The organism is Pseudomonas sp. CCI1.1 (genome assembly GCF_034348165.1).
In the GTDB taxonomy this organism is placed as follows: Bacteria; Pseudomonadota; Gammaproteobacteria; order Pseudomonadales; family Pseudomonadaceae; genus Aquipseudomonas; species Aquipseudomonas paracarnis.
This window is the reverse complement of record NZ_CP133780.1, coordinates 2,657,500-2,682,220: the sequence shown is the minus strand read 5'-3', so window position 1 is coordinate 2,682,220 and position 24,721 is coordinate 2,657,500. Positions and strand designations below refer to the sequence as shown.

22 protein-coding genes are annotated in these 24,721 nt (G+C 60.6%); all 22 read left to right on the top strand.

Annotated features, from left to right (window positions below; genetic code table 11):
* Positions 1-3 precede the first annotated feature (3 nt).
* The 22 genes from flgJ to RHM69_RS11815 all read left to right on the top strand — a co-directional run bounded on the left by flgJ (position 4) and on the right by RHM69_RS11815 (position 24,693).
* Positions 4-1,263, top strand: coding sequence for a flagellar assembly peptidoglycan hydrolase FlgJ (gene flgJ / locus RHM69_RS11920; protein WP_198833751.1), 1,260 nt, complete (start codon positions 4-6; stop codon positions 1,261-1,263).
* 10 nt (positions 1,264-1,273) lie between these two features.
* Complete coding sequence (flgK, locus tag RHM69_RS11915; protein ID WP_032902462.1) at positions 1,274-3,319, top strand: flagellar hook-associated protein FlgK; 2,046 nt, start codon at positions 1,274-1,276, stop codon at positions 3,317-3,319.
* A 14-nt stretch (positions 3,320-3,333) separates the two neighbouring features.
* Positions 3,334-4,944 (top strand): flagellar hook-associated protein 3, encoded by a 1,611-nt coding sequence (locus RHM69_RS11910; protein ID WP_014719360.1) that lies wholly within the window; start codon positions 3,334-3,336, stop codon positions 4,942-4,944.
* A 276-nt stretch (positions 4,945-5,220) separates the two neighbouring features.
* Positions 5,221-6,150 carry a ketoacyl-ACP synthase III gene (locus tag RHM69_RS11905; RefSeq protein ID WP_014719359.1) on the top strand — a complete coding sequence of 310 codons (930 nt, stop codon included), beginning with the start codon at positions 5,221-5,223 and terminating at the stop codon, positions 6,148-6,150.
* A gap of 264 nt (positions 6,151-6,414) precedes the next feature.
* Entirely contained in the window at positions 6,415-8,142 is a 1,728-nt protein-coding gene (locus RHM69_RS11900; protein ID WP_073453442.1) for a flagellin, read from the top strand.
* Positions 8,143-8,218: 76 nt separating this feature from the next.
* Positions 8,219-8,566: a flagellar protein FlaG gene (locus tag RHM69_RS11895; protein ID WP_032895940.1), complete on the top strand. Its 348-nt coding sequence runs from the start codon at positions 8,219-8,221 to the stop codon at positions 8,564-8,566.
* 82 nt (positions 8,567-8,648) lie between these two features.
* Positions 8,649-10,016 (top strand): flagellar filament capping protein FliD, encoded by a 1,368-nt coding sequence (fliD, locus tag RHM69_RS11890; RefSeq protein WP_073453440.1) that lies wholly within the window; start codon positions 8,649-8,651, stop codon positions 10,014-10,016.
* 128 nt (positions 10,017-10,144) lie between these two features.
* A complete protein-coding gene (gene fliS, locus RHM69_RS11885; protein WP_057023033.1) occupies positions 10,145-10,534 on the top strand; it encodes a flagellar export chaperone FliS in 390 nt (129 codons plus the stop codon).
* A 25-nt stretch (positions 10,535-10,559) separates the two neighbouring features.
* Positions 10,560-10,856 carry a hypothetical protein gene (locus RHM69_RS11880; protein ID WP_014719354.1) on the top strand — a complete coding sequence of 99 codons (297 nt, stop codon included), beginning with the start codon at positions 10,560-10,562 and terminating at the stop codon, positions 10,854-10,856.
* A gap of 193 nt (positions 10,857-11,049) precedes the next feature.
* On the top strand, positions 11,050-12,012 hold the full coding sequence (locus tag RHM69_RS11875; protein WP_004577240.1) for an IS30-like element ISPpu17 family transposase: 963 nt from the start codon (positions 11,050-11,052) through the stop codon (positions 12,010-12,012).
* An 82-nt stretch (positions 12,013-12,094) separates the two neighbouring features.
* Complete coding sequence (locus tag RHM69_RS11870) at positions 12,095-13,567, top strand: sigma-54 dependent transcriptional regulator (RefSeq protein ID WP_003192966.1); 1,473 nt, start codon at positions 12,095-12,097, stop codon at positions 13,565-13,567.
* 110 nt (positions 13,568-13,677) lie between these two features.
* Positions 13,678-14,889: a sensor histidine kinase gene (locus tag RHM69_RS11865; protein ID WP_073843151.1), complete on the top strand. Its 1,212-nt coding sequence runs from the start codon at positions 13,678-13,680 to the stop codon at positions 14,887-14,889.
* A gap of 7 nt (positions 14,890-14,896) precedes the next feature.
* On the top strand, positions 14,897-16,273 hold the full coding sequence (locus tag RHM69_RS11860) for a sigma-54-dependent transcriptional regulator (protein ID WP_200600846.1): 1,377 nt from the start codon (positions 14,897-14,899) through the stop codon (positions 16,271-16,273).
* A gap of 131 nt (positions 16,274-16,404) precedes the next feature.
* On the top strand, positions 16,405-16,734 hold the full coding sequence (gene fliE / locus RHM69_RS11855) for a flagellar hook-basal body complex protein FliE (protein WP_003192959.1): 330 nt from the start codon (positions 16,405-16,407) through the stop codon (positions 16,732-16,734).
* A 16-nt stretch (positions 16,735-16,750) separates the two neighbouring features.
* The gene (fliF, locus tag RHM69_RS11850; RefSeq protein WP_014719351.1) at positions 16,751-18,526 is read left to right on the top strand and encodes a flagellar basal-body MS-ring/collar protein FliF; all 1,776 of its coding nucleotides are present in this window, start codon (positions 16,751-16,753) and stop codon (positions 18,524-18,526) included.
* Positions 18,519-19,535, top strand: a complete 1,017-nt coding sequence (gene fliG, locus RHM69_RS11845) for a flagellar motor switch protein FliG (protein WP_003192957.1) — start codon at positions 18,519-18,521, stop codon at positions 19,533-19,535. The genes fliF and fliG overlap by 8 nt, the downstream gene beginning before the upstream one ends.
* A 10-nt stretch (positions 19,536-19,545) precedes the next feature.
* Positions 19,546-20,310, top strand: a complete 765-nt coding sequence (gene fliH / locus RHM69_RS11840) for a flagellar assembly protein FliH (protein ID WP_014719350.1) — start codon at positions 19,546-19,548, stop codon at positions 20,308-20,310.
* Positions 20,300-21,658 carry a flagellar protein export ATPase FliI gene (gene fliI, locus RHM69_RS11835; RefSeq protein WP_003192955.1) on the top strand — a complete coding sequence of 453 codons (1,359 nt, stop codon included), beginning with the start codon at positions 20,300-20,302 and terminating at the stop codon, positions 21,656-21,658. The genes fliH and fliI overlap by 11 nt, the downstream gene beginning before the upstream one ends.
* A gap of 3 nt (positions 21,659-21,661) precedes the next feature.
* Positions 21,662-22,111 carry a flagellar export protein FliJ gene (gene fliJ, locus RHM69_RS11830; RefSeq protein WP_003192954.1) on the top strand — a complete coding sequence of 150 codons (450 nt, stop codon included), beginning with the start codon at positions 21,662-21,664 and terminating at the stop codon, positions 22,109-22,111.
* Between the two features lie 183 nt (positions 22,112-22,294).
* A complete protein-coding gene (locus RHM69_RS11825) occupies positions 22,295-22,600 on the top strand; it encodes an STAS domain-containing protein (protein ID WP_014719349.1) in 306 nt (101 codons plus the stop codon).
* Positions 22,597-24,315 (top strand): fused response regulator/phosphatase, encoded by a 1,719-nt coding sequence (locus RHM69_RS11820; RefSeq protein ID WP_058410279.1) that lies wholly within the window; start codon positions 22,597-22,599, stop codon positions 24,313-24,315. Before RHM69_RS11825 ends, RHM69_RS11820 begins: the two co-directional genes overlap by 4 nt.
* A gap of 30 nt (positions 24,316-24,345) precedes the next feature.
* Entirely contained in the window at positions 24,346-24,693 is a 348-nt protein-coding gene (locus tag RHM69_RS11815; RefSeq protein WP_014719347.1) for an Hpt domain-containing protein, read from the top strand.
* Positions 24,694-24,721 lie beyond the last annotated feature (28 nt).

Below are 24,721 nucleotides of genomic sequence, written 5' to 3'. Positions count from 1 at the left end.
GCCATGGCCATGGATATGCGCAAGAGCGGTATCAGCAGCACGGCGGACTCGGGGTCTTACTCCGACCTGAACCGGCTTAACCAGCTCAAGGTCGGTGCCGACAAAAACAGCGAAGGCAACCTGCGCAAAGTGGCGCAGGAATTCGAGTCGCTGTTTTTGAACGAGATGCTCAAGTCCATGCGTTCGGCCACCGAGGCCCTGGGCAAGGACAACCCGCTGAACACCCCGGCCGCCAAGCAGTACCAGGAAATGTACGACCAGCAATTGGCGGTGTCGATGTCCCGCGAAGGCGGTGGTATCGGCCTGGCCGATGTGCTGATGCGCCAGATGCAGAAGAACAAGCCGGTGGAGGCCCAGGCCGCCACCTTGCAAGGCCCGGCGGCGGATGCGCCGGTGAAGAAAGTCGATGTGCCGACCGAGATTGCCGCCGGTACCCAGGCCGAAGGCCCGTTGGGCCGCTCCAATGGCCAGCGGCCTTTGTGGGCGTATCGCGTGGCCGTGCCTGAGGGCGCCAGCACCCATGCCAACGACATGGAACTGATGAACCAGCGCCGTATCGCCTTGCCCAGCAGGCTGGCCGACCGCCTGCTGGCCGGCATCGTGCCGAACGCTCCGGTCGAAGCCAAAGCCGCGCCCCTGCGTAACAGCGCTGCCGACGACACGGTCATCAACAGCAGCGCGCGTAGCTTTGCCGTGCCGAGCGGGCGCATGCAGGTGTATGGCCGCGCCATTGCGCAGCCACCGCTGGCGCCGGCCAAGAAAGCCTTCAGCTCCCAGGATGAATTCGTCGCCACTATGCTGCCGATGGCCAAGGCCGCCGCCGCACGTATCGGTATCGACCCCAAATATCTCGTGGCCCAGGCCGCGCTGGAAACCGGCTGGGGCAAATCGGTGATGCGCGCCGAGGACGGCAGCAGCAGCCACAACCTGTTCGGCATCAAGGCTGGCCAGAGCTGGCAGGGCGGTCAGGCCCGGGCGATCACCAGCGAGTTTCGCGATGGTGCGATGGTCAAGGAAACGGCGCAGTTCCGTTCCTACAGCTCGTATCAGGACAGCTTCCACGACCTCGTGACTTTGCTGCAAAGCCATGATCGCTATAAAGAAGTTGTGAAATCAGCCGACAACCCGGAACAGTTTGTACGCGAGTTGCAAAAAGCCGGTTATGCAACCGACCCGGATTACGCCAGCAAGATTTCGCAGATCGCAAAAAACATGAACAGTTACCAGAACTACGCTGCCGCTGGCGCAACCACACATTTATAAGGTCTGAACCATGAGTTTGCTCAGTATCGGGATGTCAGGGCTCAATGCCGCTCAAGGATCGTTGTCGGTCTTGAGTAATAACATCGCCAACGTGAATACCCCAGGGTACTCGCGTCAGCAGACCACGCAAAATACCAACGCATCAAACCCGTTCGGCGGCGTGTACATCGGCAGCGGCACCACCCTGGCCGATGTGCGCCGGGTGTACAACGAGTACCTGGACACCGCTTACCAGAACAGCACGGCGCTCAATAACGACGCCAAGGCGTACCTGGACCAAGTGGGGGCCGTCGACAAAGTGCTGTCGGACAAAACCACCGGTCTGTCCTCAGTGCTCAGTTCGTTCTTCGCCACCCTGCAAACCGCCGCGTCCAACCCCAGCGACCTGTCGGCCCGCCAATTGCTGGTGACCAACGCCCAGACCCTGAGCAGCCGTTTCAACTCGATCTCCACGCAGTTGACCCAGCAGAAAGAGACCATCAACAACCAACTGAGCAGCATGACTGATCAGGTCAACCAATTGACCGCCTCGATTGCCTCGCTTAACCAGCAGATCTCCCAGGCCCAGGGCAGCTCCAATAGCGCCCCAGCCAACCTGCTGGACTCGCGTAACGAGGCAGTACGCTCGCTCAATGAGTTGATCGGTGTCACGGCCACCGAGAAAAACGGCCAGTTCAGCGTGACCACCGGCAGCGGCCAGTCCCTGGTAGAGGGCGGGATCTCCAACAAGATTTCCGCGGCACCAAGCAAAACCGATAACAGCCAGTACACCATCCAGTTGGACATGAACGGCACCAGCCTAGACCTGGGCTCGGTGATCAGCGGCGGCAGCATCGGTGGCCTGTTGCGCTATCGCAGCGATGCCTTGATGCCGGCCATCAATGAGCTGGGGCGTATCGCCATTGCCACCGCGGATACGCTCAACAGCCAGCTGGGCCAGGGCCTGGACCTCAATGGTGACTTTGGCGTTTCGCTGTTCAAAGACATCAACAGCGCGGCCGCCATTGCCTCGCGCAGCCAGGGTGCCTCGGGCAACAGCGCCGGCGCGGGCAACCTGAACGTGACGATCAAGGACAGCAGTCAGTTGTCCACGTTTGACTACACCGTGACCTTCAGCGACAAGACCGATCCTAACAAGATCACGGTGTTGCGCTCGGACGGCAAGGCCATGGGCACCTTTGACATGAGCGCTACACCGCCGCCGACCCTGGATGGTTTCACCCTGGCGCTGGACGGCAAGGGCACCATGGCGTTTGGCGACAGCTTCAAGGTCAGCCCCACCGCCACGGGCGCCAGCGGTATTGGCGTGGCGCTCACCGATGCGAACAAACTGGCGTTTGCCGGCCCGTTGGCAGGTACCAGCAGCAAGACCAACAGTGGCACGGGCACCTTTACCCAGCCGGCCTTGACAGTGCCTTTGGATATCCATGGCGGCACTGACACTGCCCAGTTGCGCGCCGGTATTGAAAACTCGATGCCGGTGAAGATGGTGTTCGGCAAGCCTGCCGCCGACGGAACGCAGTCGTATACGATCAGCGACTCCAAGGGCAACCCGATTGGCACCGGCTCGATCATTCCGGGGCAGGGCAACAAGATCACCGTGGACGTGCCAATGCGCGACGCCAGCGGTGCCGCCATTCCCGGCAAGAGCTTCAAGTTCGACACCACCGTCAACGGCTCCCCGGCAGACGGCGACAGCACCACCTTTGCCTTCAACAGTGGCGGCAAATCCGACGGCCGCAACGCCCAGGAACTGCTGAACCTGCAAACCAAGGCCACCGTCGGTATGGGCGAGGGCAACGCGGGCACCAGCCTGGTGGGTGCCAACAGCAAGCTGGTCTCGACCGTGGGTGCCAAGGCCAGCCAGGCCGGGGTCGACACCGCCGCCACCGGTGCGTTGCTCAGCGCCAACAAGGAAGCACGCAACTCGGTATCCGGGGTCAACCTGGATGATGAAGCGGGCGACATGATCAAGTTCCAGCAGTACTACACCGCGTCGTCGCAGATCATCAAGGCTGCGCAGGAAACCTTCACCACACTGATGAATGCTCTTTAAGGGAGGCTGGGACGATGCGTATTTCTACACAGCAGTATTTCGAGACCAGCTCTGCCAAGTACCAGAGCAACTATTCCAGCGTGGTCAAGGCCCAGGACCAGGCCAGCTCCGGCGTGCGCGTGCAAACCGCCGCAGATGATCCGGTGGCGGCGGCGCGGTTGTTGATGCTGCAGCAGCAGAAAGACATGCTGGCGCAGTTCAATGGCAACATCGACACCCTGAAAAACTCGCTGACCACCCAGGACGGCGTGCTGGAAAATATCAATATCGCGATTCAACGGGCCAGCGAGTTGGCGCTCAAGGCGGGTAACGTCGGCATCAGCGACGCTGACCGCAAGTCGACGGCCGCCGAGATTGGCGCCATTGAAGACCAGATCCTGGGCCTGCTCAATACCAAGGACGCCAGCGGCAATTACTTGTTCTCCGGCAGCAAGACCGATACGCCGCCCTACGCCCGCAACAATGACGGCACCTACAGTTACCAGGGCGATGACACGCCGTTGAGCCTGCAGATCGCAGAGAACCTGTCGGTTGCCATGGGCAATACCGCCAAGAGCATGCTTGAAAGCTCGGCGAATACGGGCCGTACGCAAACCGCGCCGATCCTCGTGCCGCCAGCGGTCGACGATGGCAAGGTCACCGTATCTGCCGGGCTGATCGCGGCCAACAGCAGCTATAACAGCAGCTTTTCCGATGGTCAGCCGTATAAGCTGACCTTCACCAGCAGCACCCAATACGTGGTCACGGACAATGCTGGCAAGGACATCACTTCGGAGATTCCAGGCAACGGCACTTTCGATGCCACCAAGGAAGGCGGCTCGACTATCAACCTGCGCGGGGTCAAGTTCGACATTGGCTTGAACCTGGGCAAAGACGCACTGGGCAAAGACATACTGCCAGGCGCGCCGTCGGACGCCATCGTCAAGGATCGCGAGTTCAGCCTGTCGGTCAAGCCGGACACCTTCAGCGTTTCGCGCACCCCGAGCAATCCGTCCACCGCGCAACTGAGCGGCGGCACGGTGAGCGATCCGGCGGCGTACGCCAGCACCTTTCCCAACTCGGGCGTGATCGTGAAGTTCGGTGCCGCCGGCGCCTATGACCTGTATGCCCAGCCGTATAGCGCAGACAGCAAATCCATCGCCAGTGGCACCCTGGCGGCCGGCGCCACCACCATCACGGCGGCAGGGGTGACCTTTGATGTCACCACCGCACCGGCACCGGCAGCCGGCGACCAGTTTGCGATCAGTGCCACCAGCAACAAGAACGAGAACGTCCTCGACACCCTGAGCCATCTGCGCAAAATCCTGGAAACGCCGTCAGACGGCAACCCGGCGGCGCAGAAGGAGCTCAAGGATGTGGTGGCCAAGTCCATTGGCAACCTGACCAATGCCTACGGCCAGATCGACCAGGCGCGTGGCTCCCTGGGCGCGCGCCTCAATGGCCTGGACATTCAGTCCAAGGAAAACGTCAGCCTGGACCTGGCCAATACCACCACCATGAATGCCCTGGGCAATGTCGACTTCGCCGAAGCCGCCATCAACCTGAGCTTGCAACAAACCATGTTGCAGGCCTCGCAGTTGGCCTTCGTGAAAATCTCGCAGTTGAGCCTGTTCAACAAGATGTAAACGGCGTTCAGTCAAGCGGCCCGCTCTGGAAACAGGGCGGGCCGTTGTCGTTTCGGGGGCTTAATTGTTGAAACGTTTTGCATAAACCACGCAAAATTGAGTGACCTGTGAGTCATAAAGCGCATCTTCACTGTATCGTGTGAAAAGGATAAGTCGTCACAGGGCCTTCATCGGGCGGCTTTCAGCGGGATTTTTATGGGGTTATCCCCTTTATTGTCAGCACTTCCGGCATAGCCCGAGGGGTGTTCTCCAGCTATTTAGTATTGGGAAGCCACAATGATTGGCATAAAAAGCATCGCCAGTTACGTGCCGGCGGACGGGATCGATAACTACGCCCAGGGTGCCAAGTTCGCCAAGGATGAAGAGTTCATCATCGGCAAGATCGGCTCGGCGTTCCTGCCGCGCAAGGAAGCGGCACAGGAAACCTCGGATCTGTGTGTCGAGGCGGTCAACGCCTTGTTTGCCAACAACCCGCAATTGAAGCGCGAATCCATCGACGCGCTGATCGTCGTCACCCAGAACGGCGATGAAGAGGGCCTGCCTCACACCGCCGCCATCGTGCAGGACAAACTGGGCCTGCCAACTCACGTGGCCGCCTTCGACATTTCCCTGGGCTGCTCCGGCTACGTCTACGGCATCTACGCGATGAAAGGCTTCATGGAAGCCGCGGGCCTGAAAAACGGCCTGCTGATCACCGCCGACCCGTATTCCAAGATTGTCGACCCGGAAGACCGCAACACCACCATGCTGTTCGGCGATGCCGCCACCGCCACCTGGATGGGCGAGGACGCGCCATGGCTGCTGGGCAAATCCAAGTTCGGCACCGACGGTTCCGGCGCACCGCACCTGAAGGTCAGCGACGGCGTGTTCTTCATGAACGGCCGCCAGGTGTTCAACTTCGCCTTGCTCAAGGTGCCTGCGCACTTGCACGAGCTGCTCAAAGAGTCGGACCTCAAGGCCGATGACATCGATGCGTTCTGCATCCACCAGGGCAGCGCGGCCATCGTCGACGCCGTGGCGCGCCGTTTTGAAGAAGCGCCGGTGGACAAGTTCATCAAGGACATGGTCGAGACCGGCAACACCGTGTCGTCGAGCATCCCGCTGCTGCTGGAAAAGCACGTGATGGACGCCACCTGGAAGCGCGTGGCAATCAGCGGCTTTGGCGTGGGCCTGTCGTGGGGCTCGGCGATTCTCTATCGTCCTTGATGCTTTAGCGGCTGCACAAAAAACGCCGATGATCGAATGATCATCGGCGTTTTTTTATTGGCGCCAGAAAAGCCAATGAAACCGGGCTTCTGCGCCTGCATAAGCCCTTGAAATACAAGGGCTGGCACAGGGCTACTAAAAAAAATCAAAAAAATCCTCAAGCAACCGGCTACCACGACGATAACTATTACGTAGGTTCTCTAGGCCACACCCGGCGGTCGCCAGGGCCGGAAGCCGCAGTATCCAAACCACGAGGATTTCGTCATGGCATTATCAGTAAACACCAACATCACCTCCCTGGGTGTCCAGAAGAACCTGAACAAAGCTTCCGACGCTCTGAGCCAGTCGATGAACCGTCTGTCCTCTGGCCTGAAAATCAACAGCGCCAAAGACGACGCTGCCGGCATGCAGATCGCTAACCGTCTGAACAACCAGGTCAAAGGTCTGAACGTTGCCATCGCCAACGCCAACAACGGCGTGTCGATTGCCCAGACCGCTGAAGGCGCGATGCAAGAATCCACCAACACCCTGCAGCGTCTGCGTGAACTCGCCCTGCAAGCGGCCAACGGTGATAAAAGCGACGCTGACCGTGTTTCCCTGCAGCAGGAATTCACCGCTAAAGTGGGCGAGCTGACTCGTATTGCTAACACGACCACCTTTGGCGGTCGTAACCTGCTGGACGGTTCATTCAACAACGTAGCGTTCCAGATCGGCGCAAACGCCAACGAGACTATCTCGTTCGGTATGACCGATATTAGCTCCACCGCCCTTAAGGGCGAATACAGCGAAGCTAGCGTTAATGGTAAGGCTCTCGCAGGCGTTACTGCTACTGCTACTGGTTCGGTTCTGGGCGGCGCGAGTGGTACTGGTGCAGCGGTAGCTGCTCTGAAGACCGATGCGGCTAACGCCACGCCAACTCCTGGTGCAGGCTTGGCCGCTGCGGCTTCGGTCACCGTGAATGGTACTAAGGTTGACTTCGCCGCTGGTGATTTGGGCGACGCTGTTGCCAAAAAAATTAATGATGCGAAGATATCTGGCGTCACCGCCACTTGGGATGACGCAGCTACTAAGCTGACTATCAATTCAACTTCTAGTTTAGAGGTTACTGGTGCAGTTGCTGATCTTACCGCTGTAGGTCTTACAGCAGTGGCGGCATCTGGCAAGGTCGCTTCAAGCATCAGCGACAAAAACACTGTTCTGGGTCAGGACGGCACCATAAACGTCAACGGCAAAGATGTGAAATGGGCTGCTGGCGCTAAAATTGACGACGTCTTGACTAGTCTCAAACTGGTTGACGGCGTAGGTGATGCAACTATTGGTAAAGATGGCCGAATCCAAGTCACTTCTAAAGACGGCAGCGATGTTGTACTGAAGAATGTTACCAGCGGCGCACTCTCATCCCTGGGGCTTTCGTCTGGCACATCGCAAGCTAAGTTGGGTGCCGATACTTCGATTACTTTGAACGGTGTTGAGGTCAAGTTCAAGAAAGGCGATACGACCGACGCTATCGTTTCTTCGATCAACAGTGCGAGCACTGGCGTTACCGCTAACAAAAATTCCGATGGCACTTTGGGATTGTTCTCCAAAAAAGACATCGTTATCTCTGACGGCAGTGCGGGTACTGGTCTGACCGCTCTGGGGTTGACTGCTAACACTACCGCTTCGGTGACTTTGGAAACTACCGTTTCCAACCTCAGCATCCTTTCTGCTGCTGATTCCCAGCGGGCCATCCAAGCTCTGGACGGCGCAATGCAGCAGATCGACAGCCAGCGTTCGCAGCTGGGCGCCGTACAAAACCGCTTCGCCAGCACCGTGGCCAACCTGCAGAGCATTTCGCAGAACTCCTCCGCTGCCAAAGGCCGCGTAGAAGACGCTGACTTCGCTTCTGAAGCCGCTGAGCTGACCAAGCAACAAACCTTGCAACAGGCTTCCACTGCGATCCTGTCCCAGGCCAACCAACTGCCATCGTCTGTTCTGAAGCTGCTTCAGTAATAGCGCTAGCGGTTAAATAACGGGAGGGTGCGTTTAACAACGTGCCCTTCCGTTTTTTCAGTTTGGAGGTGGTGACATGGACATGAGCATCAAGCTGACCTCGTCTTACCCCGCAGCCCCGGCCCCGGCCAACCTTGGCGCAGTGGTGACCCAGGCCAAGCCTGTGGCCAGCAATGAGCCGATCAAAAGTGAAGAGCCTCAGCGCGTTGCGCTGGAAAAGGCTGTTACCGATATGCGTGAGTTTGTGCAGGCTTCACAGCGCAACCTGGATTTTTCCATCGATGACTCTACCGGCAAGGTAGTGGTCAAGGTGATCGCCACTGACAGTGGTGAAGTGATTCGACAGATACCATCGGAGACCGCGCTGAAATTGGCGCAGAACCTGAGCGATGCCGGCAGCCTGCTGTTTGATAGCAAGGCTTGAGTTGGCACGAAACATGTTTCTGATTGCGGTCTAGGCGTATAAGCGCCAAAAAACGGCCGCTGCAGGACAAGGAGAATGGCAAATGGCTAGTTCAACGATTTCCGGCCCAGGTTCGGGCTACGACACCCAAGCAATCGTCAAGGCGCTGGTAGGTGCCGAGCAGGCGCCCAAGCAGGCTCAGATCACCAACGAGCAGAAGAAGGCCACCGTGCAGTTGTCTGCCGTGGGCTCGGTCAAGACGGCGTTGGAAGCCTACCAGGCGGCGATCACCAAGTTGAACAATGCCTCGGCCTTCAACGGGCTGGCGGCGACTTCTTCGGAAGAGAAAAACGCCAAGGTTACCTTGGGTGACGGCGCATCCAGCGGCAAGTACGTATTGAAGGTCACTAACCTGGCGACGGCTTCGAAAGTCACCACGGCGGTGAATGTCGATGGCGCATCGGGCAAGGCCAACAGCACGGACGAAGACCAGACGCTGACCATCAACCAGTCGGGCAAGAGCTACGACGTGATCATTCCCGGTGGCGCGACGTTGCAGCAGGTGCGCGAATCCATCAACACCCAGCTCTCGTCCCAGGGCATCAGTGCTAACGTGCTGAGCGACTCCAATGGCGCGCGGCTGGTACTGACTTCGACCACCATGGGCGAGGGCACCGACATCACCCTCAGCGGCGATTCGCAGCTGGCTACCGGGTACGACAAAGGCAAGGCGCCGACCAACGCCAAATACTCCATTGATGACATTGAAATGTCATCGAACAGCAACAAGATCACCTCCGCGATCAGCGGCGTGACCCTGGATCTGTTGGACACGGTAGACATCACCAAGCCGACCACCATCACCGTGGCCAGCAACACCGACACGTTGAAAACCTCGGTGCAGTCCTTCGTCAGTGCCTACAACACGCTGATGACGGCGATCAATACCCAGACCAAAGTAACCGCCACCGGCGATGCCTCCACCACCACCGCAGGTGCCCTGACGGGCGACGCATCGATGCGTCAGTTGGTCAACAGTCTGCGCTCCGAGTTGGTCAGCGGTTCTGGTGCGGGCACCATGACCAGCTTGGCTCAGATGGGCATCACCACCGATCAGAAAACCGGCATGCTCAGCCTCGATGACAAGGCATGGGATAAAGCTGTGGTCAAGGGCGCTGGCGATATTGCCAAGTTGTTCACCGGCGACACTGGCTTGATAACGCGCATGAAAAAGGCTACCGACAGTTACGTGGGTAGCAGTGGCACACTGGCGAACCGGGCGACCGATCTCAACAACAAGTTGACTGACTTGACCAAAGAGACCGACGACCTGACGCGGCGCATGGATGCCTTGCAGAAGTCCCTGACCGCCAAGTACACGGCGATGGACACCATGATCGCGCAGATCAACGCCAGCAGCTCCAGCATCCTGACCACCCTCAACTCGCTGAACAATCCTAAGTCGAACTGATGAGCGGTGCGCGCCAGGGCCCTGTCCAGGGGCCCTCGCGCAGGGTGCTGGATTAAAGTTTTTATCGCCGTGGTCGAAAAACTGGTTAAGCAAACCTATTCGATTGTCGCCAGTAACGAGGTAGCAACATGAACCCGATGAGAGCCCTTCGCCAGTACCAGAAGGTCAATGCCCACGCTCAGGTCTCCGAAGCCAGCCCGCACCGCCTGGTGCAGATGCTGATGGAAGGTGGCCTGGATCGCATGGCCCAGGCCAAGGGTGCGTTGAGCCGCGGGGACATCGCGCAAAAGGGCCTGATGCTGGGCAAGGCGATCGAAATCATTTCGGGCCTGCGCGATGGCCTGGAGCCTGAGAAAGCCGAAGATCCGGCCGCGATCCAGCGTCTGGATGCCCTGTATAACTACATGGGCAATCGCCTGGTCGAGGCGAACCAAGTCAATGATGTCGAGATGATCGACGAAGTCGCCCGCCTGCTGATCACCGTCAAGACCGGCTGGGATGCCATCGCTCCACAATAAGGCCGATTGCCTTGAGGTACACATCATGAGCCACGCACTGCAACGCATCGACGAAACCCGCGAAGCCCTTCTCGGCGCGCTGGCTGAGCGCAATTGGGAAGCCGTGGGCGAGTTGGACCTGGGTTGCCGCGCGGTGATTGATGAGGTGCTCAGTGAGGCACCGGTAGACGAGGGCGCATTGCGCGAGAAGCTGGAAAGTTTGTTGGTGGTGTACCAGCAGTTGCTGGAGGTGACGACCGGCGAACGCCAGGCGATTTTCGAAGAGATGTCGCAGATCAACCAAGCGAAAAATGCGTCAAAGGTTTACCATCTGTTCGGTTGAACGGGCGCAGTTAATCCGAACGGCGCGTCATATATTTGACTGTGCCAGCATTTTTGACTTAACTAGTGCTGTTTTCAGATTTCAGACGTCTAGAAGGCCTGAATTCATAGAATAAGCGCAACGCTTGAAACGAGAGGCAGAGAGCCAGCCACCGGTAGAATCCAGGCTCTCACACCGAAGGATTCAAGCGCAGATGACTACGCATTACCGGCAGCTGACTCAGGGACAACGTTACCAGATTGAGGCTGGCTTGAGCGCCGCAGAGAGCCAGGCGAGCATTGCAAAGCGGGTCGGCGTGCATCCCTCGACGATCAGTCGCGAGGTTCGCCGCAACAGCACCCAGAATATCTACAAGGCTGTTTCTGCGGCCCATGAAAGTGATGCTCGTCGAGCGGGTGCGCGCAAGTTTTGCAAGCCGGCGACATGGCTCAGCCATCATCTCCCGGTGTGGCTCAAGCATGGCATGAGTCCGGAGCAGATCGCCCAGCGGTTGAAGCAGGAGCAGCCAAGCCGGGCGGTCAGCCATGAGTGGATTTATCGGTTCATTGCCGCCGAACAGCGCGCCGGTGGTGAGCTTTATACCTATCTGCGACATCGCCGAAAGCGCTACCGGAAACGCTATGGAAGCCACGATCGGCGCGGGCAGCTGCGTAATCGCGTGTCAATCAGTGAACGCCCAGCCGAGGTCGAAAGCCGCGAGCGCCTGGGGGACTGGGAGGGCGATACGGTACATGGACTGGGCGGTAACCTGGTGACCCTGGTTGATCGCAAAAGCGGCTATCTGAGCGCCTATCCGGTCAAGCGCAGAACGCGCCGGCAGGTAACGCGGGCGATCAATCTGATGCTTCAGGGCCATGCCGCTCACACGCTGACGCTGGATAACGGAAGGGAGTTTGCCGGGCATGAACGCATCGCGCTACGGAGCCAGTGCCAGGTCTTTTTTGCAGACCCCTATTCATCCTGGCAACGTGGCACCAATGAAAACACCAACGGTCTGCTCCGCCAGTATTTCCCCAAGGGCAGCGACTTCAGCAAGCTGACCGTCGAAGCCGTCAATCGGACAGTAGCGAGGATCAATCTACGCCCGCGCAAGCGCTTGGGCTGGAAGACGCCGTACGAAGTGCATACAGGGGTGAGCGTTGCACTTATGTGTTGAATTCAGGAGGTAAGAAATCTTACAGACGTCTAGATTGCCCTCATTCCGGGGCAGGAAGTTTTACTAGGGAAGTTGCTATTGCATGTGGCGTGAAACCAAAATTCTGCTGATCGATGACGATAGCGTCCGCCGCCGCGATTTAGCGGTGATTTTAAATTTTCTTGGTGAAGAAAATTTACCCTGCGGCAGCCACGATTGGCAGCAGGCGGTCAGCTCGTTGTCGTCGAGCCGTGAAGTCATTTGCGTATTGATCGGGACGGTAAACGCTCCTGGCGCAGTTCTGGGCCTGTTAAAGACACTGTCTACCTGGGATGAGTTCCTTCCGGTGTTGCTAATGGGCGATATTTCTTCCGTGGACCTGCCGGAAGACCAGCGCCGCCGTGTGTTGTCCAACCTGGAAATGCCGCCTAGCTACAGCAAATTGCTCGATTCCCTGCACCGCGCCCAGGTCTATCGCGAGATGTACGACCAGGCCCGCGAGCGCGGCCGTCACCGTGAGCCCAATCTGTTTCGCAGCCTCGTCGGCACCAGCCGTGCCATCCAGCACGTGCGCCAGATGATGCAGCAAGTGGCCGACACCGACGCCAGCGTGCTGATCCTCGGCGAGTCGGGCACCGGCAAGGAAGTGGTCGCGCGCAACCTGCACTATCACTCCAAGCGTCGCGACGGGCCCTTTGTGCCGGTCAACTGCGGGGCGATCCCGGCAGAGCTGCTGGAAAGCGAATTGTTCGGCCACGAGAAGGGCGCCTTTACCGGGGCGATCACTAGCCGTGCCGGGCGTTTTGAGCTGGCCAATGGCGGCACTCTGTTCCTCGACGAAATCGGCGACATGCCGTTGCCGATGCAGGTCAAGCTGCTGCGCGTATTGCAGGAGCGCACCTTCGAGCGCGTGGGCAGCAACAAGACCCAGAGCGTGGACGTGCGCATCATTGCCGCCACCCACAAGAACCTCGAAAGCATGATCGAGGTCGGCAGCTTCCGCGAAGACCTGTACTACCGCCTCAACGTATTCCCTATCGAGATGGCCCCGCTGCGCGAGCGCGTGGAAGACATCCCGCTGTTGATGAACGAACTGATCTCGCGCATGGAGCACGAAAAGCGCGGCTCCATTCGCTTCAACTCTGCGGCAATCATGTCCCTGTGCCGCCACGGCTGGCCGGGCAACGTGCGCGAGCTGGCCAACCTGGTGGAGCGCATGGCGATCATGCACCCGTACGGGGTGATCGGCGTGGTCGAACTGCCGAAGAAATTCCGCTACGTCGACGACGAAGACGAACAGATGGACAGCCTGCGCAGCGACATGGAAGAGCGCGTGGCGATCAACGGCCATACTCCGGACTTCGGCGCCACCGCGATGTTGCCGCCCGAAGGCCTGGACCTTAAGGACTACCTCGGCAACCTCGAACAAGGGTTGATCCAGCAGGCCCTGGACGATGCCCATGGCATCGTGGCCCGCGCCGCCGAGCGCCTGCGTATCCGTCGCACCACCCTGGTGGAGAAGATGCGCAAGTACGGTATGAGCCGCAAAGAAGGTGATGAACAGGCGGATGATTGACGCCTGTTTTTCAACTACCTGGTTTATAGGTAGTTTTTTTTCGGCACGGGTATTGCTACAGCCCTCGCAACGTTCCGTTTAACTGACGGTCAGCCAAGCGAGAGAGCATCATGCCCCACGCCGCCCAACTATCTTCGGCCCCTGCCATCCAGGGGCTGGTTTCGCCTGTAGAGCCGCCGACCCGCCAGGGCCTGGAGCACGCGTTCTCGCAGTTCAACCAGATGTCGAGCCAGCTGACCGACTCCTACAGTCTGCTTGAGGCCCGGGTTTCCGAGCTTAAAGGCGAACTGGCGGTGGTCAGCGCCCAGCGCATGCAAGAGCTGGCCGAGAAAGAACGCCTGGCCAACCGCCTGCAAAACCTGCTGGACCTGTTGCCCGGTGGCGTAATCGTCATCGATGACCAGGGCCGCGTGCGCGAAGCCAACCCGGCAGCCTGTGATCTGCTCGGCCTGCCGCTGGAAGGCGAGCTGTGGCGTGAAGTCATCACCCGCTGTTTTGCCCCCCGTGAAGACGACGGCCACGAAGTCTCCCTCAAGGACGGGCGTCGGCTGTCTATCGCGACCCGTTCCCTGGACGCCGAGCCGGGCCAGCTTGTGTTGCTCAATGACCTGACAGAAACCCGGCACCTGCAAGATCAACTGGCGCGCCATGAGCGGCTGTCGTCCCTGGGGCGGATGGTCGCTTCCTTGGCGCATCAGATTCGTACGCCGTTGTCGGCGGCATTGATCTACGCCAGCCATTTGACTGACGAGCAATTACCGGCGGCCACCCACCAACGCTTTGCCGGGCGCCTCAAGGAGCGCCTGCATGAGTTGGAGCACCAGGTGCGTGACATGCTGGTGTTTGCCCGCGGCGAATTGCCGCTGACCGATCGCGTTACCCCTGCCGGCTTGATGCAGTCCCTGCAAGCGGCAGCGGCGACCCATGTGCAGGAGGCCAACCTGCGCTGGCAGTGCGACAGCCACCAGGGCGAATTGCTGTGCAACCGCGACACCCTGGTGGGCGCGCTGCTCAACCTGATCGAAAACGCCACCCAGGCCAGTGGCCCCGGGGCGCGCCTGAAAGTGCACCTGTATAGCCGCGGACAAACCCTGCGCCTGTGCGTCAGCGACAGCGGCAGCGGTATCGCCCCGCAGGTGCTGCAGCGCCTGGGCGAGCCGTTTTTTACCACCAAGACCAACGGCACTGGCCTGGGCCTGACCGTGGTCAAGGCAGTGGCCCGTGCCCATCAGGGACAATTGCAGCTGCGTTCCCGCCTGGGGCGTGGCACCTGTGCATTGATGACCTTGCCGCTGTTTTCCAGCGCGGCAAGCGCGGAGTAAGAGGATGATGGCTATCAAGGTTTTATTGGTGGAAGACGATCGCGCCCTGCGTGAAGCATTGGCTGACACGCTGCTGTTGGCGGGCCATGACTACCGTGCGGTCGGCTCTGCCGAGGAAGCCTTGGAGGCGGTCGAGCAGGAAACCTTCAGTCTGGTGGTCAGCGACGTCAACATGCCTGGCATGGACGGCCACCAATTGCTCGGCCTGCTGCGGGTGCGCCAGCCGCAGCTGCCGGTGCTGCTGATGACCGCCCATGGCGCGGTGGAGCGGGCGGTGGATGCCATGCGTCAGGGCGCGGCGGATTACCTGGTCAAGCCGTTCGAGCCCAAGGCGTTGATCGAACTGGTCGCCCGGCATGCCCTGGGCGTAATGCCCGCAGCCGACGGCGATGGCCCGATTGCCTTTGAGCCGGCCAGCGCGCAATTGCTGGAACTGGCGGCGCGGGTGGCGCGCAGTGATTCCACTGTGCTGATTTCCGGCGAGTCCGGCACCGGCAAAGAAGTGCTCGCGCGTTATATCCATCAGCAATCGGGCCGTGCCAAACAACCGTTCATTGCGATCAACTGCGCGGCGATCCCCGACAACATGCTGGAAGCCACCTTGTTTGGCCATGAAAAGGGCTCGTTCACCGGCGCCATCGCGGCCCAGGCCGGCAAGTTCGAACAAGCCGATGGCGGCACCATTCTGCTCGACGAAATCTCGGAAATGCCCCTGGGCCTGCAAGCCAAGTTGCTGCGTGTGTTGCAGGAGCGTGAAGTGGAGCGCGTGGGCGCACGCAAGCCGATCCAGCTGGATATCCGCGTGGTTGCCACCACCAACCGCGACCTGGCGGGCGAAGTGGCGGCGGGGCGCTTCCGTGAAGACCTCTTCTACCGGTTGTCGGTGTTCCCGCTGGCCTGGCGCCCGTTGCGTGAGCGCCCGGCGGATATCATTCCCTTGGCCGAGCGCCTGCTGGGCAACCACGTCAAAAAAATGAAGCATGCCCAGGCGCGGTTGTCGCCCGAGGCCCAGGCGTGCCTGGTCAATTACCCATGGCCGGGCAACGTGCGCGAGTTGGATAATGCCATACAGCGTGCGCTGATTTTGCAGCAGGGCGGCTTGATCCAGCCCCAGGATTTCTGCCTGGCCATGGGTAATGGCGTTGCGCCGTTGCCGAGCCTGGCCCCGGCTCCAGTGGTCGCCGAGGCGGAATCGGCAGGCGCCCTGGGTGATGACCTGCGCCGCCGTGAATTTCAGATGATCATCGACACCCTGCGCGCCGAGCGCGGCCGTCGCAAAGAAGCGGCCGAGCGCCTGGGCATCAGCCCGCGCACCTTGCGCTACAAGCTGGCGCAGATGCGCGACGCCGGTATGGATGTGGAAGCGTATCTTTTCGCCACATGACCGGTAACAAGTTCGACAAGCTTTGTCGCCTTTTCTTACGAGTTGTCACAGAGCTGGCACCCTTGTTGCTACCACCCCTAGTAACCGCTGCGTAGTGTCAAAAAATTGCGGGTCGTCGGAGAGAGAAGGTCATGAGCCAGGGTATTGAGTTCAATCGGTTGATGTTGGATATGCGCGCCATGCAAATGGACGCCATGGCTCAACCGAAATCCGTCGCGCCAGCGCCGGAATTGGGCCAAAGCAATTTTGCCGACATGCTCGGTCAGGCAATCAATAAAGTCAGTGATACCCAGCAGGCGTCCAGCCAGCTGGCGACGGCCTTCGAGATCGGTAAAAGCGGCGTGGACCTCACCGATGTGATGGTCGCCTCGCAAAAGGCCAGTGTGTCCTTCCAAGCCTTGACCCAAGTGCGTAACAAGCTGGTTCAGGCGTATCAAGACATCATGCAGATGCCGGTTTAAGGACGAGATTTAAGTCATGGCTGAAGCAGTCTCCGACAACCTCCCCGCCAAGGCCGACGGCAAACCGCCGTTGTTTGGCCTGTCGTTCCTGGAAAACCTCTCGGAAATGACCATGCTGCGTCAGGTGGGCCTGATGGTGGGCCTGGCCGCCAGCGTGGCGATTGGTTTTGCCGTGGTGCTGTGGTCGCAGCAACCCGATTACCGCCCCCTGTACGGCAGCCTGTCGGGCATGGATTCCAAGCAGATCATGGAAACCCTCGCCGCCGCCGACATCGCCTACACCGTGGAGCCCAACTCGGGCGCCTTGCTGGTCAAGGCTGATGACGTAGCCCGCGCGCGGATGAAACTGGCCGCCGCTGGCGTGGCGCCGTCCGACAGCAATATCGGTTTTGAAATTCTCGACAAAGACCAGGGCCTGGGCACCAGCCAGTTCATGGAAGCCACCCGCTATCGCCGTGGCCTGGAAGGCGAACTGGCGCGCACCATTTCCAGCCTCAATAACGTCAAGGCCGCCCGTGTGCACCTGGCGATTCCGAAAAGCTCGGTGTTCGTGCGTGACGAACGCAAGCCCAGCGCCTCGGTATTGGTCGAACTCTTCGCCGGCCGCTCCCTGGAGCCTGGCCAGGTACTGGCGATCGTCAACCTGGTGGCAACCAGTGTTCCCGAATTGAGCAAGTCGCAAATCACCGTGGTGGACCAGAAGGGCAACCTGCTGTCCGACATGGCCGAAAACTCCGCGCTGACCCAGGCCGGCAAGCAGTTCGACTACAGTCGCCGCATGGAAAGCATGCTCACCCAGCGCGTGCACAATATCCTGCAACCGGTACTGGGCAACGACCGCTACAAGGCTGAAGTCTCCGCCGATGTGGATTTCAGCGCCGTCGAGTCCACCTCCGAGCAGTTCAACCCGGACCAGCCGGCCCTGCGCAGCGAGCAGTCCACCAGCGAACAACGCACCGCCAGCAATGGCCCCCAAGGTGTGCCGGGCGCCCTGAGCAACCAGCCACCCGCGCCGGCCTCGGCACCGCAGACCACCGGTGGCGCTGCCGCCACGGCGGGCGCGATCCAGCCTGGCCAGCCATTGCTGGACGCCAACGGCCAGCAGATCATGGACCCGGCCACCGGCCAGCCGATGCTTGCGCCGTACCCTGCGGACAAGCGTAACCAGTCCACCAAGAACTTCGAACTGGACCGTTCCATCAGCCACACCAAGCAGCAACAGGGCAAGATCAATCGCCTGTCGGTGTCGGTGGTGGTCGATGACCAGGTCAAGGTCAACCCTGCGGACGGCGCGGTGACCCGTGCACCCTGGACGGCTGACGAACTGGCCCGTTTCACCCGCCTGGTGCAGGACGCCGTTGGCTTCGACGCCAGCCGTGGCGACAGCGTCAGCGTGATCAACATGCCGTTCTCCGCCGAGCGCGGTGAAGTGATCGCTGACCCTGCGTTCTACACCCAGCCGTGGTTCTGGGACATCGTCAAACAAGTGCTGGGCGTGTTGTTCATCCTGGTGCTGGTGTTTGGTGTACTGCGCCCGGTGCTCAACAACATCACCGGTGGCGGCAAGAAGCAACTGGCACTGGCCGGTGGCGACGTCGAGTTGGGTGGCATGGGCGGCCTGGACGGCGAACTGGCCAACGACCGCGTCAGCCTCGGCGGCCCGCAAAGCATCCTGTTGCCAAGCCCGAGCGAAGGCTATGACGCTCAGTTGAACGCAATCAAGAGTCTGGTGGCAGAAGACCCGGGCCGTGTGGCTCAGGTCGTGAAAGAGTGGATTAACGCTGATGAATGATCGAGCCGCTGTGGCCAAGCTGTCCCGGGTCGACAAAGCCGCTGTGTTGCTGCTGTCCCTGGGTGAAACCGACGCTGCCCAAGTGCTGCGCCACATGGGCCCCAAAGAGGTCCAGCGTGTCGGCGTGGCTATGGCGCAGATGCGCAATGTGCACCGCGAGCAAGTCGAGCAGGTGATGAGCGAGTTCGTCGAGATCGTCGGCGACCAGACCAGCCTGGGCGTCGGCTCCGACAGCTACATTCGCAAGATGCTCACCTCGGCCCTGGGCGAAGACAAGGCCAACGGCCTGATCGACCGCATCCTGCTGGGTGGCAACACCAGCGGCCTCGACAGCCTCAAGTGGATGGAACCGCGGGCAGTGGCCGACGTGATCCGCTATGAGCACCCGCAGATCCAGGCGATCGTGGTGGCCTATCTGGACCCGGACCAGGCCGGTGAAGTGCTCGGCCACTTCGACCATAAAGTGCGCCTGGACATCATCCTGCGTGTGTCATCGTTGAACACCGTGCAGCCGGCGGCGCTCAAAGAACTCAACACCATTCTGGAGAAGCAGTTCTCCGGCAATTCCAACGCCTCGCGCACCACCCTGGGTGGCATCAAGCGCGCAGCCGACATCATGAACTTCCTCGACAGCTCGGTCGAAGGCCAGTTGATGGACTCGATCCGCGAGATCGACGACACCCTGTCCGGCCAGATCGAAGACCTGATGTTCGTGTTCAACAACCTGGCCGATGTCGACGACCGTGGCATCCAGGCGCTGCTGCGCGAAGTTTCCTCGGACGTGCTGGTGCTGGCGCTCAAGGGCTCGGACGAAAACGTCAAAGAAAAGATCTTCAAGAACATGTCCAAGCGCGCCTCGGAGCTGTTGCGCGACGACCTGGAAGCCAAGGGCCCGGTGCGCGTCAGCGACGTGGAAACCGCCCAGAAGGAAATCCTCACCATTGCCCGCCGTATGGCCGAAGCCGGAGAAATCGTTCTCGGCGGGAAGGGCGGCGAAGAAATGATCTAAGGCGCCTTGCATGTCGAATAAAGATGAGGCGCCCAGCGATCTGATTCGCGCGCGGGATGTCGGTGGTTTCGACATCTGGTCGCTGCCCAGTTTCGACCCCCATGTGCCGGAGCCTGAGCCTGAACCGGTTGAAGAACCTCCGGCAGAGATGGAAGAAGTGCCACTGGATGAAGTCCAGCCACTGACCCTCGAAGAGCTGGAAACCATTCGTCAGGAGGCCTACAACGAAGGCTTCGCGGCGGGGGAAAAAGACGGTTTTCGCAGCACCACCCTCAAGGTTCGCCAGGAGGCCGAAGCGGCGCTGGCCACCAAGTTGGGTAGCCTGGAACGCCTGATGGGCAACCTGTTCGACCCTATCGCCGAACAGGACTCGCAGCTGGAAAAATCCATGGTTGGCCTGGTGCAGCACATCGCGCGCCAGGTGATCCAGCGCGAACTGGTGCTCGATTCCAGCCAGATCGAAGGCGTGATGCGCGAAGCCCTCAAGCTGCTGCCCCTGGGCGTCGGCAATGTGCGGCTGTACATCAACCCCCAGGATTTCGAACAGGTCAAAGCCCTGCGCGAGCGCCATGAAGAAACCTGGCGCATCGTCGAAGACGCTTCGTTGCAGCCCGGTGGTTGCCGTGTCGAAACCGAGCACAGCCGCATCGATGCAACGGTGGAAACCCGCATCAGCCAGATCATGGCCAAGTTGTTCGATCAACTGCATGAACAAGCCCTGCACCCCGCCGAGCCGGACCTGAGCGTTGACCTGGACGCCACCGATGCGCCTTGATCGCACCAGCTTCGCCAAGCGCCTGGGCAGCTACGCCGAGGCCACCGAGTTGCCCGGCCAGCCGATCCTCGAAGGGCGCCTGTTGCGCATGGTCGGCCTGACCCTCGAAGCCGAGGGCCTGCGCGCCGCCATGGGCAGCCGCTGCCTGGTGATCAACGACGACAGCTACCACCCGGTGCAGGTCGAAGCCGAGGTGATGGGCTTTTCGGGCAGCAAGATTTTTCTGATGCCGGTCGGCAGCCTCGCCGGCATTGCCCCCGGCGCCCGCGTGGTGCCGCTGGCCGACACTGGCCGCCTGCCCATGGGCATGAGCATGCTGGGCCGCGTACTCGACGGGGCCGGCCGTGCGCTGGACGGCAAGGGCGGCATGAAGGCCGAAGACTGGGTGCCGATGGACGGCCCCACCATCAACCCGCTCAAGCGCAACCCCATCAGCGTGCCACTGGACGTGGGTATTCGCAGCATCAACGGTTTATTGACGGTCGGTCGCGGCCAGCGCCTGGGCCTGTTCGCCGGTACTGGCGTGGGTAAGTCGGTGTTGCTGGGCATGATGACGCGCTTTACCGAGGCCGACATCATCGTGGTCGGGCTGATCGGCGAGCGGGGCCGCGAAGTGAAGGAGTTCATCGAGCACAGCCTCGGTGAAGAAGGGCTCAAGCGTTCCGTTGTCGTCGCTTCTCCGGCAGACGATGCACCGCTGATGCGCCTGCGTGCGGCGATGTACTGCACGCGCATCGCCGAATATTTTCGCGACAAGGGCAAGAACGTCCTGTTGCTGATGGACTCGCTCACGCGTTTCGCCCAGGCCCAGCGCGAAATCGCCCTGGCCATCGGTGAACCGCCCGCGACCAAGGGTTACCCGCCATCGGTGTTCGCCAAGCTGCCCAAGCTGGTGGAGCGTGCCGGTAATGCCGAAGCCGGCGGTGGCTCGATCACCGCGTTCTACACCGTGTTGTCCGAAGGCGACGACCAACAGGACCCGATTGCCGACTCGGCGCGAGGTGTGCTCGACGGCCACATCGTGCTGTCGCGCCGCCTGGCCGAAGAAGGGCACTATCCGGCCATCGACATCGAAGCGTCCATCAGCCGGGTGATGCCGGCGGTGGTCACGCCGGAGCATATGGCCCGTGCCCAGCAGTTCAAACAGTTGTGGTCGCGTTACCAGCAAAGTCGCGACCTGATCAGCGTCGGCGCCTATGTGGCCGGTGGTGACCGCGACACCGACCTGGCCATCGCCTTGCAGCCGCAACTGGTGACCTACCTGCGCCAGGGTCTCAACGACAAGATCACCATGGGCGAGAGCCAGTCGCACTTGCAGTCCATCTTCGCCCCGGCGCCGGGCGGCTAAGCCATGGCCAACAGCCGCGCCGCCCGCCTGGCTCCGGTGGTGGACATGGCCGAAAAGGCCGAGAAAGCCGCCGTGCAGCGCCTGGGTTACTTCCAGGGCCAGGTGCGCCTGGCCCAAAGCAAGCTGGGCGACCTGGAGCGCTTTCGGGGCGAGTACCAGCAACAGTGGATCGAGCGCGGTAGCCAGGGTGTATCCGGCCAGTGGCTGATGGGGTACCAGGGCTTTCTCAATCAGCTTGAAACCGCCGTTGGTCAGCAACGCCAGAGCCTGGCCTGGCACGAGGCCAACCTCGACAAAGCGCGCGAGGCCTGGCAACAGGCGTTTGCCCGGGTCGAGGGGCTGCGCAAACTGGTGCAGCGCTACATCGACGAAGCGCGAGCCATCGAAGACAAGCGCGAGCAAAAGCTGCTCGATGAATTGTCCCAACGCCTTCCCCGCCCAGAACAGTTCTAACCGACACCACAAATCCAGTGTGGGAGCTGGCTTGCCTGCGAACGCGGTGGTTCAGTTAAAGATTCAGTGGCTGACACGCCGCCATCGCAGGCAAGCCAGCTCCCACAGTTGATTCACTGTGTTGCTCAGATGCGGTTCAGCTGCTACACCTTGTGTCTAGTGCAACGACAAGGAAGCAGTCACATGACAGTCGAGTCAGAAGTATCCCTGGACGGGAAGAAGTTGACGATCGCAATCAAGGGTCGGTTCGATTTCGGCAGCCACCAGGCGTTTCGGGAAGCCTACGAGCGTTTCTACAAGGTGCCCGAGACTTATATCGTCGACCTCAAGGATGCCACCTACATGGACAGTTCAGCCCTCGGCATGCTGCTGTTGCTACGGGATCATGCTGGAGGTGATGACGCCGAAGTTCGCGTGACGAACAGCAACTCCGACGTGCGCAAGATCCTCGCCATCTCCAACTTCGACAAACTGTTCGATATCAATTGAGCGCCCTGGCCCCTGTCCTGGAGGCGCTGACCATCCTGATCGCCGAAGACAGCGCCGCCGACCGCCTGTTGCTGGCGAGCATCATCCGCCGTCAGGGCCACCAGGTGCTGACTGTCAGCAACGGCGCCGAAGCGATTGAGGTGTTTGCCCGTGAGCGCCCGCAACTGGTGTTGATGGACGCGCTGATGCCGGTGATGGACGGCTTCGAAGCCGCACGGCAGATCAAGCAACTGGCGGGGGAGGCGCTGGTGCCGATCATCTTCCTCACGTCGCTGCGCGAAAGCGAAGCCCTGGCCCAGTGCCTGGACGCGGGCGGCGATGACTTTCTGCCCAAGCCCTATAACCCCTTGATCCTGGCAGCGAAGATCAACGCCATGGACCGCCTGCGCCGCCTGCAGGCCACGGTTTTGCAACAGCGTGACCTGATCGCCAGGCACCACGAACACCTGCTGCATGAACAGCGGGCGGCCAAGGCGGTGTTCGACAAGGTCGCCCATTCCGGTTGCATCAACGCCGCGCCGAATATCCGCTATCTGCAATCGCCTTATGCGTTGTTCAATGGCGACTTGTTGCTGGCGGCTTACACGCCATCGGGTGACATGCATGTGATGCTGGGTGATTTCACCGGCCATGGCTTGCCGGCCGCCATCGGCGCCATGCCCCTGGCCGAAGTGTTCTACGGCATGACCGCCAAGGGCTACGGCCTCACGCAGACCCTGCGGGAAATGAACGCCAAGCTCAAGCGCATCCTGCCGGTGGACATGTTCTGCTGCGCCACCTTGCTGTGCCTGAGCGCCCAGCGGCGGGCGGTGGAGGTGTGGAACGGCGGCATGCCCGAAGGCTATGTGCATGAAGTCGCCACGGGCAGGCGCACGCCATTGATGTCGCGGCACCTGCCCCTGGGGGTGTTGTCGGCAGAGGCGTTCGATGACAGCACCGAGGTCTGGCCCATGGCGTTGGGCGACCGGGTGTTTTTGCTTTCCGACGGCGTGCTCGACACCGCTGACGCCAACGATCAACTGTTCGGCGCCGAGCGCTTGCAGCAGGTGTTCGCCGCCAACCGCGAGCCCGACCGCCTGTTCGAGGACATCGAGCAGGCCCTGGCGGCCTTTCGCGGCCAGGCGCGCGATGACGTCAGCATGGTCGAGATCACGTTGCAGGCGGGCCAACCCTTGCGGGCGGCCGAACCGATGTATGCCGACAGCGGCCGGTCGTGCCCGCTGGATTGGTCGGTGAGTTTCGAATTCCGCGCCCAGACGCTCAGGACCTACAACCCGTTGCCGTACCTGCTGCAACTGCTGTTGGAGATCCATGGCCTGCGTGCGCAGAGCGGGGCGCTTTACAGTGTGATGGCTGAGTTGTATTCCAACGCGCTGGAGCATGGCGTGCTGGGCCTGGACTCACGGCTCAAGCGCGATGCCCAGGGGTTTGCGCAGTATTATCGCCAGCGCCATGAGCGCCTGGCGCAGTTGGACAGCGGTTACGTGCGCGTGCATGTGCAGGTGGTACCCACCGACAAGGGCGGCAAACTGACCTTGCGCCTCGAAGACAGCGGGCAGGGTTTTGATGTGGAGCAAGAGCTGGCGCGCCCCGTGGACATCGACCGTCTGTCTGGTCGGGGCCTGAGCCTGGTGCGTCAACTGAGCAGCGCTGTAGGCTGGTCCGATGGCGGGCGCACTGTCTGCGTGGAGTTTTGTTGGGCGGCTCTGGCATAATCCGCCGATTCTTGATCAAGGAGCGAGCAAGTGGCTGAGATTCATATGGACCCCGAGGTGTTGTCGGGTTTGCAGGAAGTCATGGAAAGCGAATACCCCACGCTGCTGGACACCTTTCTGCATGACTCTGAAGAGCGCGTGCAAGCGCTGCGCAAGGCGCGGGACGACGCCAAGACGTTGGGGCGCATCGCACACAGCTTCAAGGGCAGCAGTGGCAACTTGGGGGCGCTGCGCTTGGCAACGTTGTGTGAGCGGTTGGAGACCGAGTCCTTCAAGTCTGCTTCCGACTTGGGGGCGTTGGTGGATCAGATTGATCGTGAGTTTGCGCTGGTTCGGCCGCTTTATGAGCATGAGCGGGAGCGGTTTTCTGGGGTTTGATATTTTATCGGCCTGACTTGGCCCGACT